This is a genomic window from Brevibacterium sp. LAARM3_SD1 (genome assembly GCF_057364765.1).
This window is the reverse complement of sequence record NZ_JBNFOL010000020.1, coordinates 37,469-50,664: the sequence shown is the minus strand read 5'-3', so window position 1 is coordinate 50,664 and position 13,196 is coordinate 37,469. Positions and strand designations below refer to the sequence as shown.

Sequence of the window (13,196 nt, the reverse complement as noted above, 5' to 3'; positions counted from 1 at the left end):
CCGACCACTCCAGCGGGAGCAGAGTGTCAGACGATGGCATCGACGAGTCCGAAATCGCGCGCCGCCTTCGCATCGAGAACGAGGTCACGATCGAAGTCGCGGTGGATCTGCTCCGGAGTCCGTCCGGTGCTGCCGGCGAGCATCTCCTCGACCTCTCGGCGCTGTCGGACGATCTCGTCGGCGGCGACGATGAGATCGGGAATCGTGCCGCGTGCACCGTCGGCGTGCGGCTGTCGCAGCACGGCGCGGGCGTGTGCGAGCATGGCCCGCTGGCCCGGTTCACCGGCGGCCAGGAGCACGGCCGCATCGGCGGCGACCTGTCCGACGCACGTGGTGGCCACGGGTGCGCCGATGTGGTGCATCGCATCGAAGATCGCGGTCATCGCGGTCAGGGACCCGCCCGGGGAATTGATGTACATGCTGATCGGCAGGTCCCGGCTGCTCGAATCGAGGTGGAGCAGCTGAGCGATGATCGTGTTCGCCACCCCGTCGTCGATGGGCACGCCGAGGTAGACGATGCGGTTGCCCAGCAGGTGCGAGTAGACATCGACGATCTTCTCGCTGCCGCCGGAGCGGTCGACGACATTGGGAATCGTGTACTGGCTCATCGTCCCCCACCGATCTGAGCGCGCAGATCGGCCGGAGAATCGATGACGCGATCGATGAGCCCGTACTCGATCGCCTCCTCAGCGGTGAACCACCGGTCGCGCAGGGAGTCCTCGAAGATGCGGTCATACGATTTCCCGGTCGCCTCGCCGATCCGGTGCAGGACGGAGTCCCGGACCTCTCGGAGGTCGTCTCCCTGGAGTTCGACGTCGGCCGCGGCTCCGCCGATCCCACCCGAGCCCTGGTGGAGGAGGATGCGGGCGTGGGGCAGGGCCAGGCGCTTACCCGGCGTGCCCATCATGAGCACGAACTGCCCCGCCGAGGCGGCCCACCCGAAAGCGATCGTGACCACGTCGTTGGGCAGGGCGGCGATCGTGTCGGCGATCGCGTGCATCATCGGCACGGAACCGCCCGGAGAATTGATCCACAGGTGGATGTCGGTGTGCGGGTCCTCGGCGGAGAGGAGGACGAGGCGGGAGATGATCTCCATTCCGTTCTCGTCCCGCAGCTCGCCGTTGAAGACGACGGACCGGTAGGCGTAGAGCATACGCTGGGATTCGGGAATCGCGGCGGCTGCCGCGGCCTCGTCGGAGTCGGAGAATGTGGGTGGTCGGCTGTGTGGCGAAGAGGTGTGAGTGATCATGCGTCCACCCTCGCAGCGGCGATGGGTGCGCGGAACCCGAATCCGCTCGGCGCAGACACCTGCCGCTGTGAGCGGACGGACTCCGCTATTCTGACAGGCCCGCACAGGCCCGCGTGCTAGCATCGTCGCACTGGAAAGGGGACAAGATGATGGCGAATATGTGGCTGACTCTGCAGCTGCTCGTCGTCGTGCTCTCTTCCGACCTCGACTCGGTCGTCCCCCAGTCCCCCACTCATCTCATCGTCCTGGCACTCCTCGGTGCGGCACTGCTGACGCCGATCGCCGCATGGGCGAGCATCGCCCTGCTGCGGGTGCTCTCACTGTCGGCACGTCCGCCGTCCCTGCCGGATACGCGCCGGAGCACCCGCGAATTCCGCATGCCCGAGGAGCCCGGCACCCCGGGTACTGCTCTGCCCAGAGCCCCCTCGGCCGTCGTTCACGCCATCGCCTGAACGACCTCAATCACGTTCCGTACGGAACTCCTCCCCCGCCTCGGCGCGGGTGATCGTCACGGTGATGGCCTCAGACGGCCCATTCCACCGCGCCGCAGTGCGCCCTGTCCGAAGGACACTCACCCGTGAACATCTACGAATTCCTGCCCATCCGTCTGCTCGTCGAGGCCGCCTACACGGTGGTCACGGGAATCAGCGACATTCTCGAGCCCCTCGCCGGGGGCTTCAGCGCCGCCCTGGCCGTCATCGTGCTCACCGTTCTGGTGCGTGCCGTGCTCATCCCCGTCGGGGTGTCCCAGGTCAGGGCCGGCATCACTCGCAAGCGTCTGGCCCCGAAGATCACCGCGCTGCAGAAGAAATACAAGGACAAGCCGGAACTCATGCAGCAGAAGCTCTTGGAGCTGTACAAGGAGGAGAACGCCTCCCCCTTCGCCGGGTGCCTGCCGGTGCTCGCGCAGATGCCGGTACTCATGGCGGTCTATGGTCTCTTCATCAATTCGACGATCGGCGGGCATGCCAATGAGCTGCTCGGGCATACGCTCTTCGGTCTGCCGTTGAATACGAGCTTCGTCAAACTCCTCGGCGCCGGCGATCTGACCGGCACTGCGATCACGGTCTACCTCGTCCTCGTCGTGCTCATCACCGTCGTCGCCGCGTTCTCCCGGCACCTGCTCACCCCGGCCGTGCCCGAGACCCCGACCGCTGCCCCGGCCAAGAATGGTGCAGATGCTCCGGCGATGCCGGATCTGTCCGGGGTGATGAAGACCCTGAGCTTCATGCCCTTCCTCACCGCGATCTTCGCACTCTTCGTCCCCTTGGCCGCGGCACTCTATCTGGCGACGACGACCACCTGGACGCTCGGCGAACGGCTGATCCTCAACCGCCTCCTCGGCGCGAACGATCCGCAGCCGGAGGCGACCACCGCGGTATCCGGCTGAGCCCGGAACACAGCAGAGCCCGGGGCGGAGGATCAACGTCCTCCGCCCCGGGCTCTGTGTCGGCGGCCGGTGCCGGCCGCCTCGGTGATCAGGCGATGATCGGCTCCGGGCGGGCCCCGGCCACGACCTTGAGTGCGCCGTCAACGACGGTGGCACGCACGGTGCCGCCATCTTCGACCGACTCGGTGACGAGGAGATCGGCGATGCGGTCGTCGAGCTCACGCTGGATCGTGCGACGCAGCGGACGGGCACCGAACTCGGGTTCGTAGCCTTCATCAGCCAGCCAGTCGAGAGCCTCGGCCGAGACGTCGAGGGCGATGCCCTGAGCCTCGAGACGCTGCTTCGACGCGGCGAGCTGATGACCGACGATGGAGCGCAGCTGCTCGCGGTCGAGCCGCGAGAACATCACGGTGTCGTCGATGCGGTTGATGAACTCCGGCCGCATGAACTCCTTCAGCCGACCCATGACCTTGGCCTTGAGGTCCTTCTCCGCGTCCCCGGCTGCACCGGAGGCGAAGCCCAGCGGAGTGCCGGACATGAACTCGGAACCGAGGTTCGAGGTCATGATGATCACGGTGTTGCGGAAATCGACCGTCCGGCCCTGACCATCGGTGAGCCGACCGTCGTCGAGGACCTGCAGCAGCAGGTTGAACGCATCCGGATGAGCCTTCTCGACTTCGTCGAGGAGGATGACCGAATACGGGCGACGGCGGACCTTCTCCGTCAGCTGACCGGCCTCGTCGTAGCCGACGTAGCCGGGAGGGGCACCGACGAGACGCGACACCGTGTGGCGTTCGCCGAACTCGCTCATATCGAATCGGATCATGGCCGATTCGTCGTCGAACAGGGTCTGCGCCAGAGCCTTCGCCAGCTCCGTCTTTCCGACGCCGGTGGGGCCGAGGAAGAGGAAGCTGCCGATGGGACGGTCGGGATCGGCCATACCGGTCTGGCTGCGGCGGATGGCGCGCGACACGGCGGTCACGGCTTCGTCCTGTCCGACCACACGGTCGTGGAGGACCTCTTCCATGTTCGCCAGACGTGCCTTCTGAGTCTGCGTCATCCGTTCCGCCGGGATTCCGGTGGCACGGGAGACCACATGCGCGATCTCCTGCTCACCGATGATCGCCTCGGCGGCAGCGGTCTTCGCGGCCTCGGCATCCGGGTTCTCGGCGGATTCGATCCGTGCGGTCACCTCGTTGATCTCGTCGCGGACACGGCCGGCGCGCTCGTAGTCCTCGACTCGATTGCGGATTTCTTCTCCGCCTCGAGTTCGGAGAGGTTGAGCTTGAGGGCCTCGATATCGACCGCGGGTCCGCGCCTCAGCGACATCCGGGCGCCGGCCTGATCGATGAGGTCGATGGCCTTGTCCGGCAGGAACCGGTCGGTGATGTAGCGGTTCGACAGCTCCACGGCGGCACGGACCGCCTCGGCGGTGTAGGTCACCTCGTGGAACTCCGCGTAGCGATCCTTGAGTCCGTCGATGATCGTCACCGCATCCTCGACGCTCGGTTCACCCACGGTCACCGGCTGGAAGCGGCGTTCGAGAGCCGAATCCTTCTCGATGGTGCGGTACTCCTTGAGCGTGGTCGCGCCGATCATGTGCAGATCGCCGCGGGCCAGTCGCGGTTTGAGGATGTTTCCGGCGTCCATCGAGTTCGCTTCGCCGTTGCCCCCGGCACCGACCAGGGTGTGGAGTTCGTCGACGAAGACGATCATGTCTCCGTCGTCCGCAATCTCGTTCAGAGCTCCGGTCAGGCGCTCCTCGAAGTCACCGCGGTAGCGGGTGCCGGCGAGCATTCCGGGCATGTCGAGGGCGATGATGCGTTTGCCCTGCAGCTGCTTGGGCACGTCACCCGAGTGGATGGCCTGGGCGAGGCCTTCGGCGACCGCGGTCTTGCCGACGCCGGCTTCACCGAGGAGAACCGGGTTGTTCTTCGTCCGGCGGGCGAGGATCTCGATCGTCTGCTCGATCTCCTCTGCACGGCCGATGACGGGATCGAGCTTGCCTTCGGCTGCGAGTTCGGTGAGGTCGGTGCCGAACTTCTCCAGCACGGATTCCTGACCGTCCTCGCCCTCGGCCTCCTGGCCGGGGTGCATGCCTGCGGCTTCTGCGGCCTCGGCTCCGGCCTGGAGCGCGGCCTGGGTGACTCCCGCCTGGGCGAGGATCCGACCGGCGGGCATCTCCTGATTGAGCACGAAGGCGAAGAACATGTGCTCCGGATCGATGTACGTCGACCCGAAGGCTCGCGCCACCTGGTAGGCGTCGAGCAGTGCGCGCTGGGCCGAACCGGTCAGCGTGGGCGTGGAATCCGCCTCGGTGTCGGTGCTGGCCGGAAGTCGCTCTTCGATCGCGTGGGCGATGGCCTCGGGGTCGGCGCCTGCCTGACGCACGGCGGAGATGCCGGGTTCGGAATCGACCATGGTGCGCAGGATATGGAGTGCGTCGACCTCGGACTCGCCGTGGCGGCCTGCGAACTCCGCGGCCGCTTCGATGACCTCATGGCTGCGCTTGCTCAGCAGTCGGTTGATGTCGACGGAACGGCCTCGGCGGGCTCCGGTCTGTCCCTGGAGGAAACGGGCGAGGAACTCGTCGAACGAGTCTCCGCCCGAGCCTGCGGGTCCGAAGAATGTGGCCAAAGCTGACCTCCTCTTTCAGAGTTGAGCGTATACGACTCAATCAACAGGGCAACGGCCGCCGTTATTCCCGAGGAGGTTGAGGTCGCCGTCACACGCAGTGACCGGCCAGCGCGCGGTCAGCCCTTCGAGGGCCAACCATTCGGCTTGCACCCCTGCAGACCCTTCGTCTGCTGCTGCATGAGCGGAGCGGTCTCGCCAGGCCCCGGGCACGACTCGTGTCCGTGGCCGAGCGCGTGACCGACCTCGTGGTTGATGAGGTACTGCCGGTACTGGACGATGTCGTCGAACTCGTCCGTGGCAGACACCCAGCGCTTGGCATTGAGGATGACGTTGGGGCCGTTGCGGCACGAGAGCTTGCCCAGGGTGCGCAGCGGCAGGCACATCTCGTCGACCGTGTCGGGGCTGGCGATGGAGATCATCGTGTCCTGGCCCTCGTCGACGAGCTCGATGGAGACATCGTCCATGTCCTGCCAGCCGCGTTCGTCCTGGAGGGTCTTGATGATGAAGTCGCCAGCCCCATCGACGTCGATGGGCAGGTTGTCCTCGACACGCAGGGCGACCTTGAAGGTCTTGCCGTCGTCGCGGTTGGGTCCGGTCTCGCCCTTCGGCCGATCCCATTCGCCGCTGCCGTGGGTGTCGATATCGCCTTCGCTGACTCCGGCCGCTCCAGCGTCCTCGACGCTCGCGGTCTTCGTGGGCGTGGGTGACTCGCTCGGCTCGCCGCTGGCTGTCTCGCTCGGCTCTGGCGATGCGGACTGTGTTTCGGCCGCTTTCGGAGTCGGTCGGGTCTCTTCATCGGCCGCGGGCGCGCAGGCGCTCAGTCCGATGAGCAGCGAGGCAGCGGCCACCGAGGTCAGGATTCGGAGGCGTGGGCGGGAAGCGAGGCGGGTTCGACTGAGCACGCCTGCGAGTCTAGCCGCAGCACGCGACGATGAGGCTGATTCGCCGAGAAACGGGCTGAGTGTCGAGGAACGCGTGCGCACCCCCGTGTCTCGACACGCAGCGCGTTTTTCGACGAGATCAGAACTCGAGGACGCCGCCGGGACCGCGCAACTGCGCGCGCAGACGGCAGTCCGACCCCTCGACCACAGTGGTGTCACCGGCCCCGAGCACCTCGAGCACCTGCTGCGCCGCCTCGGGCTCCGGGGATTCCACACGGAATTCGAGCAGCTCACAGGTGGGCAGGGCCGCCTCGGCGGGATGGACGGATTCGCCCCAGTCGATGAGGAACGGCTGCGCACCCTCGTGCGGCAGCGGAGAACGCGTGGTCAGCCGCCACTCGAGACGGTCGCCTTCGGCAGTATCGCGGGCCATGTCCTGGACCTCGCCGAAGTCGATGCCCGCGGTGTTCGCGGCCGCGACCTTCGCGAGGAACGCCGGCGGGTGGATGGCCCAGGTCTGCAGGGTCGGCTCGGTGGCCAGATGTGCGTCGAGCGGAAGGGTGCCGTCAGCGGGCTTCTCCTGCTGCGGGTCGGGGCCGAGGATCTCGAGGTAGGTGTGCGCTCCCTCCGGCCAGCCCGTCGGGGCGAGCCCGAGGAGGAAGTTCGCGGTCCCCCGCCCCGGGTGCGAGCCGCCGGGAATCGCACGCACCCCGGTGGCCTCTTCGACGGCGGCGACCCCGGCCTCGAGATCGGGCACCGTGATGATGAGGTGGTCGAGTTCAGCGGGAATGGTGTTCAGAGCGTCCATGATCCACCCGGACCTTTCAGATGAGCGTGTAGGCCCTCAGTCTCCCCCTCTTGGCGGCCTGGGGCAATGATGTCGAGAGCGATGCCGAAGAAGTCGAGGATCGAGCCGACCGCAGCCGGCTGATCACTCGCGGCCCACAGCTGCTCGAGACGGACCCGCGGCATCTTCTGGCTCGCCGGATGCTCGGAGTCCTTCCAATCGATGATGAACGGCTGGATTCCCGACCATGGCAGCGGGGTGCGCCTGGTCAGGCGCCAATCGAGCACCTCCCCGTCCGGTCGGCGTCGGGTCATGTCATGGACCTCGCCGAGGTCGACGCGCGGTTCCCGTGCACGCGCAGCTGCCGTGACGACGCCGTCGAAATCGTCCGGACGGATCGCCCACCGCTGCACGGTCGGTGCCGTGATCCCGGCCAAGCGCCCTGCCGCGAGTGCCGGGTCTTGCTCGGGGTCGGGGCCGAGGATCTCGAGATACGTGAGTGAGTTCGCACCGTTCTCCGGCTTGAGCCCGAGCGACTCGGTGAGGTCGTCGCCGAGCTCGAGTCCGAGCAGCGCATTGGCTGTCCCCAATCCCGGATGGGCCCCGCCGTCGATCGCTCTCACCCCCAGACGAGCCGACGATTGCTCAACATATTCCTCAAGGTCGGGCACGGCGATGACCAGATGATCGAAACTCGATGTGTTCAACATGTCTCAATATTAAGCCCCGGATTGACGCGGATTGCACGGATGCGTTTTACTCAGGGCATGCACATCCACTTCGGGCCCCATACCGGACACTGCCCCTGCCAGCCACCAACGGCGCCCGCAATGTCCGTATATTGTTGAACCATCCGGCTCAATTCCCTCTGTTCCATTCCTCTTGCCCGAAGGACGTCCTATGACGGATCACCGTCTCTCCACCTCAGCGCGTCTGACTCAGCGCCTGACCGACCGCCGCCTCGACCGCCGCTCGGTACTGAGCCTCGGTCTCGGTTTCGGCACTCTGCTCACCCTCACCGCCTGCACTCCCCACGACTCCGGTTCCTTGGCCGAGGGCGAACCCGTCCGCGGCGGAGTGCTCACCTACTTCGAACCCCAGACCTGGACCCTGCTCTACCCGCCGTCGGTCGGCTTCTACCCGAACGGCGGAATCATGAACAACATCTCGGCACGCCTGCTGTGGCAGGATCCCGAGACCCTCGAGCTCCATCCGTGGCTGGCCACCGACCTGCCGGAGACCGACGCCGAGGGCACGACCTACACCTTCACCATCCGCAAGGGCGTGACCTACTCGGACGGTTCACCGCTGACACCGGAGAATGTGGCGAAGAACTTCGACCTCTTCGGCCGCGGCGACGAATCACGCACACTGCCGGTGTCCGAGCAGATCTCGAACTACGAACGCAGCGAAGTCCTCGACGGGAATCGGGTCCGGTTCCACTTCTCGGCACCCTCCCCCGGTTTCGCCCAAGCGACGTCGACGATGAACGCGGGCCTGCTCGCCGATTCCACTCTCGACCTCGACGCCGAAGGCTTCGGCCCTGGCGGAGCCACGCAGATCCACACCTGCGGGCCCTTCCACATCACTGCAGAGACCATCGGCACGAAGCTCTCCGTCCGTGCCCGCGAGGACTACGACTGGGCGCCCCCGCACCTGAAACATCAGGGCCGGGCCCACCTCGACGGCATCGACTACCTGACGAACAACGAATACTCCGTGCGCATCGGGGCCGTGCTCTCCGGACAGGCAGACGGCGTTCGCGACGTCCAGGCACCCGATGAGTCCCGCGTGACCGAACAGGGCCTGCGCCTCTATGCGAAGGCGACGAACGGAATCAACAACAGCATCAACTTCCGGTTCCGCCACGACCTGCTGGACGACATCGACGTTCGGCGAGCGCTCATCGCCGCCATCGATCGACAGGAGATCGTCGACAAGCTCTTCACCCCGAACTACCCGCTGGCCACCGGCCTGCTGGCCAAGGGCGCCATGGGGTATGTCGACCAGTCGGGGTCGTGGGACTTCGACCCGGACAAGGCGAACCGTCTCCTCGACCAGGCCGGCTGGAGCGAGCGCAACGGGCAGGGCTACCGCGTCAAGGACGGAACTCCGCTGGCGCTGACGGTGAATATCGCGCTGCCGCAGCCACGGTCGAATGAGGTCCAGACTCTCATCCAGCAGCAGCTGCGCCGCGTGGGTGTGCGCCTGTCGATCAATCCCGGTGACCAGTCGAAGCAGACGCTCGACGCTCTCGAACTCGATACCGTGCAGATCTACCATTCGATGGTCGCCCGCGCCGACTTCGACAATCTGCGCTCGAACTACTCCTCGGTCAACCGCGACGTCTTCCTCAACGGAGTCGACCGCGCGGACGCCGACGACGATTCGGTCGATCCGAAGGTCGACGAACTCCTCGAGACGCTGGCGTCCGAACCGAACCATGAGAAACGGCAGGAGGCCGCCGAGGCGGTCCAGAACTACCTCGTCGACCAGGCCTATGTGCTGCCGTTCTTCGAAGAACCGCAGGTCTTCGCGTTCCGCCGCCGCGTCCGCGGCTTCACCACCGAACCCGTGGGCCGCCCCGACTTCTACAGCACCTGGCTGGCAGGAGAGAAATGATCCTCGACACCCGCTACCTCCTCCTGCGCCTGGGCCAAGCGGTCCTCGTGCTGCTGCTCGCGTTCACCGCGGCATTCATCCTGCTCAGCCTCATCCCCGGAGACGGCGTCACCGCCCGCTTCGCCGATCCCGCACTGGGCCTGTCCAACGACCAGATCGCCGAGATACGCGCAGCCACCGGCGCCGACGACTCCTGGTTCGGCAAGTACCTCACGAGCCTCACCGGGTTCCTCACGGGCGACTTCGGCTATTCAGTGCAGACCGGTGCCGCCGTGTCGACGATCATCGCGGCGGCGCTGCCGTCGACCGCGGTGCTCGCGGCCTCCGGGTTCGTCACCGCCCTCGTCCTCGCCGTGATCATCGCCGTCTTCGCGACCTTCGGACCGGCCACCGGGCCGACGGCCAAGGTGCGGCGAGTCCTCGACTCGGTGCCCAGTCTCTTCATCTCCATCCCGGTGTTCTGGCTCGGAATCCTGCTCATCCAGGTCTTCTCCTTCCAGCTCGGTCTCGTCTCCGTCGTCGACCCCGGCCCTGCCGAGGCGCTCGTGCTGCCGACCCTGACCGTGGCGGTTCCGCTGTCGGCCCCGATCGCCCAGGTGCTCATCCGCTCCATCACCGAGGTGCAGGCTTCCGGATTCGTCAAGGTCACCACGGCCAAGGGCGCCTCCGAACTGTGGATCCTCGTCCACACCGTCGCCCGCAATGCGGTGCTGCCGGGGCTGACGATCATCGGCCTCGTCTTCGGCGAACTCGTCGCCGGCGCCGTGGTCACGGAGACCGTGTTCGGCCGCAACGGCATCGGACTCATCACCGCCCAAGCGGTCACCCACCGGGACAATCCGATCCTGCTGGCCGTCGTGGTCATCGCCACCTTCGGCTACGTCATCATCAACCTCGCAGTCGACCTCCTCTACCCCGTCATCGACGTCCGACTGCGCACGAAACGCAGCACCGCCTCGGCGGGCAGGCCACTGCTCAGCCACGACGAACCCTCACGTCGCGCCTTGACGGCGACCGCGGCCAGCGTCGGCGTCGACCTCGACTGGGACGACGAGGCGAAGGAGAAGGACTCATGAGCATCGTCTTCACACGCGGCCAAGGCATCGGCACCGACACCCGCCGAGTTCGCGGCGGCCGGGCACGCGCCGCGATCACCCCGGCCACCATCGCCTCCGGGCTGGTGCTGCTCATCGCCATCGCCTGGGCGCTGTTCCCCGGTCTCTTCACCCACTTCGATCCCAACGACGGCGGAGACACCCCTGCCCTTCTGGCCCCGAGCCTCGAGCATTGGTTCGGCACCGACCAGACCGGCCGCGATGCCTTCACCCGCGTCGTCTACGGCGCCTCCCAGTCCCTGCTGGCCGCGCTCGTGGCCGTCGGGGTCGGGCTGATCGTCGGCACCACGATCGGGCTCATCGCCGGCACCCGGCGCGGGTTCGTCGACGATGTGCTCATGCGCCTGATCGATGTGCTGCTGTCCATCCCCGCGATCCTGCTCAGCCTCTCGATCGTCGTCGTCCTCGGTTTCGGAACGATCAACGCGGCCATCGCCGTCGGAGTCACCGCCATCGCCCAGTTCGCACGACTGGCCAGGTCCCAGGCGGTGCAGATCAACACGAGCGACTACGTGGCCGCGGCCTACGGATCCGGCGGCACCTTCTTCTCCGTCCTGGTCCGCCATATCCTGCCGAATTCGATCTCTCCCGTGCTCTCACTGGCGGTGCTCCAGGTCGGTTCGGCGATCCTCCAGATCTCCACTCTCGGATTCCTCGGATACGGCACTCCGCCGCCCACCCCGGAATGGGGCCTCATCATCGCCGAGGGCCGCGACTTCGTCGCCACCGCGTGGTGGCTGACCGTGCTGCCCGGCCTCGTGGTCATGGCCATCGTGCTCGCCACCCACCAGATCGGCAACACCCTGCGAAAGGTGACATCATGACCGACTCCTCACTGCTGCGCATCGACGGTCTCTCCGTCGAATACACCCGCCGAGGCGGCTCCGCGGCACCTGCCGTGAGCGAACTCGACCTCGTGGTCCGTCCCGGTTCGATGACCGCCGTGGTCGGGGAATCCGGTTCGGGGAAGTCGACGACGGCGAACGCGGCCATCGGCCTGCTCCCGCCATCGGCCAGGGTCGCGAACGGGCGGATCCGCCTCGGCGATCTCGATCTGCTCAGCCTGGGCACCTCCGGGTGGCGCGGTGTGCGCGGTTCCCAGATCGGCTATGTCCCACAGGACCCGGGGTCCTCGCTCAATCCTCTGCAGACGATCGGGAAATCCGTCGCCGAGGCGCTGCGCATCCACCGCCGAGCCAACCGGGCAGAGGCTCGTGCTCAGGTCATCGAGCTGCTGGACCGGGTCGGCATCGACCAGCCGGAGAAGCGGGCCGATCAGTTCCCGCACGAGCTCTCGGGCGGGATGCGGCAGCGGGTGCTCATTGCCGCCGCCATCGCGCTGCGTCCGCGCCTGCTCATCGCCGATGAACCCACTTCCGCCCTCGACGTCACCGTCCAGAAGCAGGTCCTCGACCTCCTCGACGAGATGCGCGCCGAGACCGGGATGGGCGTCCTCTTCATCACCCACGATCTCGCCGTCGCCGGCGAGCGCGCCGACGAGGTCGTGGTCATGCAGGGCGGACGCATCGTCGAATCGGGACACGCCGGCCGTGTCTTCTCCGACCCGGCCACCGAGTACACCTCCCGCCTCATCGCCGATGCCCCTGCGCTGCAGACGAAGGCACGTCCGGACCGCACCGAGGCGACCACGCAGACTGACACCCCGTTCGTCTCCGTCGAATCACTCACCCACATCTTCGACCGCACGGGTGATCAGATCACCGGCGTCGAAGGTGTGGATTTCACGGTGGCGCGCGGGACCACGCACGGACTCGTCGGCGAATCCGGTTCGGGCAAGACGACCACGGGCAAGGCCCTGAGCGGGTTCCTCACACCCCAGTCCGGGCAAGTGCGCATCGGCGATTTCGACGCCGCGGAACTCGGACGCGGTCGTCCCTCACGTCACCGTCTGCGGGAGTTCCGGAGCTCCGTCCAACTGGTCCATCAGAACCCGTTCTCCGCTCTTGATCCCAAGCATTCGATCCGCTCGACCCTGACCGAACCTCTGCGCAACTTCCGCCTCGGTGACCGCACCTCCCGCCCTCGAATCGTCGCCGAGGCCATGAATCGAGTGGCGCTGCCGACCGACTTCCTCGACCGGCGTCCCGCCGAACTCTCCGGCGGGCAGCTGCAGCGAGTCGCGATCGCTCGCGCCCTCATCGTCGAACCCGAACTCGTCGTCTTCGACGAGGCGGTCTCGGCTCTCGACGTGACCGTGCAGGCGCAGATTCTCACGCTGCTCGATGAGCTGCAGAGGGAGCTCGGCCTGACCTACGTCTTCATCACCCATGACCTCGCCGTCGTCCGTCAGATCGCTGATACGGTGTCCGTGATGTCGCACGGGCACCTTGTCGACGATGGCGCGACCGAAGAGATCTTCACTCGCCCGCGTTCTGCCTACACTCGCACTCTGCTCGAGGCGATCCCCCGTCCCGCGACGCTGTCGGCCGATGCAGCGCCTGCGAACACTCGACCCGCAACCCCGACCCTGCTCACCGCAGCAGCAGAAAGCTGA

General features: G+C 66.7%; 11 protein-coding genes and 1 pseudogene. 6 read left to right on the top strand and 6 right to left on the bottom strand.

The annotated features are described in order from the left end of the window. Window positions 1–26: 26 nt before the first annotated feature. Window positions 27–608, bottom strand: coding sequence for a ClpP family protease (locus AC2W7L_RS12070; RefSeq protein ID WP_486004658.1), 582 nt, complete (start codon window positions 606–608; stop codon window positions 27–29). Next, window positions 605–1,249, bottom strand: a complete 645-nt coding sequence (locus AC2W7L_RS12065) for a ClpP family protease (protein WP_486004657.1) — start codon at window positions 1,247–1,249, stop codon at window positions 605–607. The genes AC2W7L_RS12070 and AC2W7L_RS12065 overlap by 4 nt, the downstream gene beginning before the upstream one ends. A gap of 146 nt (window positions 1,250–1,395) precedes the next feature. Here AC2W7L_RS12065 and AC2W7L_RS12060 point away from each other — a divergent pair, with 146 nt between their 5' ends. Both AC2W7L_RS12060 and AC2W7L_RS12055 read left to right on the top strand, forming a co-directional pair. Beyond that, window positions 1,396–1,701, top strand: a complete 306-nt coding sequence (locus AC2W7L_RS12060) for a hypothetical protein (protein ID WP_486004656.1) — start codon at window positions 1,396–1,398, stop codon at window positions 1,699–1,701. 125 nt (window positions 1,702–1,826) lie between these two features. Then, complete coding sequence (locus AC2W7L_RS12055) at window positions 1,827–2,639, top strand: YidC/Oxa1 family membrane protein insertase (protein ID WP_486004655.1); 813 nt, start codon at window positions 1,827–1,829, stop codon at window positions 2,637–2,639. An 88-nt stretch (window positions 2,640–2,727) separates the two neighbouring features. Here AC2W7L_RS12055 and AC2W7L_RS12050 read toward each other — a convergent pair. The 4 genes and pseudogenes from AC2W7L_RS12050 to AC2W7L_RS12035 all read right to left on the bottom strand — a co-directional run bounded on the left by AC2W7L_RS12050 (window position 2,728) and on the right by AC2W7L_RS12035 (window position 7,654). Beyond that, a pseudogene (locus AC2W7L_RS12050) lies at window positions 2,728–5,276 on the bottom strand (ATP-dependent Clp protease ATP-binding subunit). A 116-nt stretch (window positions 5,277–5,392) separates the two neighbouring features. Further along, on the bottom strand, window positions 5,393–6,178 hold the full coding sequence (locus AC2W7L_RS12045) for a DUF3152 domain-containing protein (RefSeq protein ID WP_486004654.1): 786 nt from the start codon (window positions 6,176–6,178) through the stop codon (window positions 5,393–5,395). A gap of 118 nt (window positions 6,179–6,296) precedes the next feature. Then, on the bottom strand, window positions 6,297–6,965 hold the full coding sequence (locus AC2W7L_RS12040) for a VOC family protein (RefSeq protein WP_486004653.1): 669 nt from the start codon (window positions 6,963–6,965) through the stop codon (window positions 6,297–6,299). Further along, window positions 6,953–7,654, bottom strand: a complete 702-nt coding sequence (locus tag AC2W7L_RS12035; RefSeq protein ID WP_486004652.1) for a VOC family protein — start codon at window positions 7,652–7,654, stop codon at window positions 6,953–6,955. Before AC2W7L_RS12035 ends, AC2W7L_RS12040 begins: the two co-directional genes overlap by 13 nt. 190 nt (window positions 7,655–7,844) lie before the next feature. Here AC2W7L_RS12035 and AC2W7L_RS12030 point away from each other — a divergent pair, with 190 nt between their 5' ends. From AC2W7L_RS12030 to AC2W7L_RS12015, 4 genes are read left to right on the top strand one after another with little or no spacing between them, the layout of a single operon-like run. Beyond that, entirely contained in the window at window positions 7,845–9,566 is a 1,722-nt protein-coding gene (locus tag AC2W7L_RS12030; RefSeq protein WP_486004651.1) for a TIGR04028 family ABC transporter substrate-binding protein, read from the top strand. Next, on the top strand, window positions 9,563–10,642 hold the full coding sequence (locus AC2W7L_RS12025; RefSeq protein ID WP_486004650.1) for an ABC transporter permease: 1,080 nt from the start codon (window positions 9,563–9,565) through the stop codon (window positions 10,640–10,642). The genes AC2W7L_RS12030 and AC2W7L_RS12025 overlap by 4 nt, the downstream gene beginning before the upstream one ends. Continuing rightward, window positions 10,639–11,505 carry an ABC transporter permease gene (locus tag AC2W7L_RS12020; protein ID WP_486004649.1) on the top strand — a complete coding sequence of 289 codons (867 nt, stop codon included), beginning with the start codon at window positions 10,639–10,641 and terminating at the stop codon, window positions 11,503–11,505. The genes AC2W7L_RS12025 and AC2W7L_RS12020 overlap by 4 nt, the downstream gene beginning before the upstream one ends. Further along, window positions 11,502–13,196, top strand: a complete 1,695-nt coding sequence (locus tag AC2W7L_RS12015; RefSeq protein WP_486004648.1) for a dipeptide ABC transporter ATP-binding protein — start codon at window positions 11,502–11,504, stop codon at window positions 13,194–13,196. Before AC2W7L_RS12020 ends, AC2W7L_RS12015 begins: the two co-directional genes overlap by 4 nt.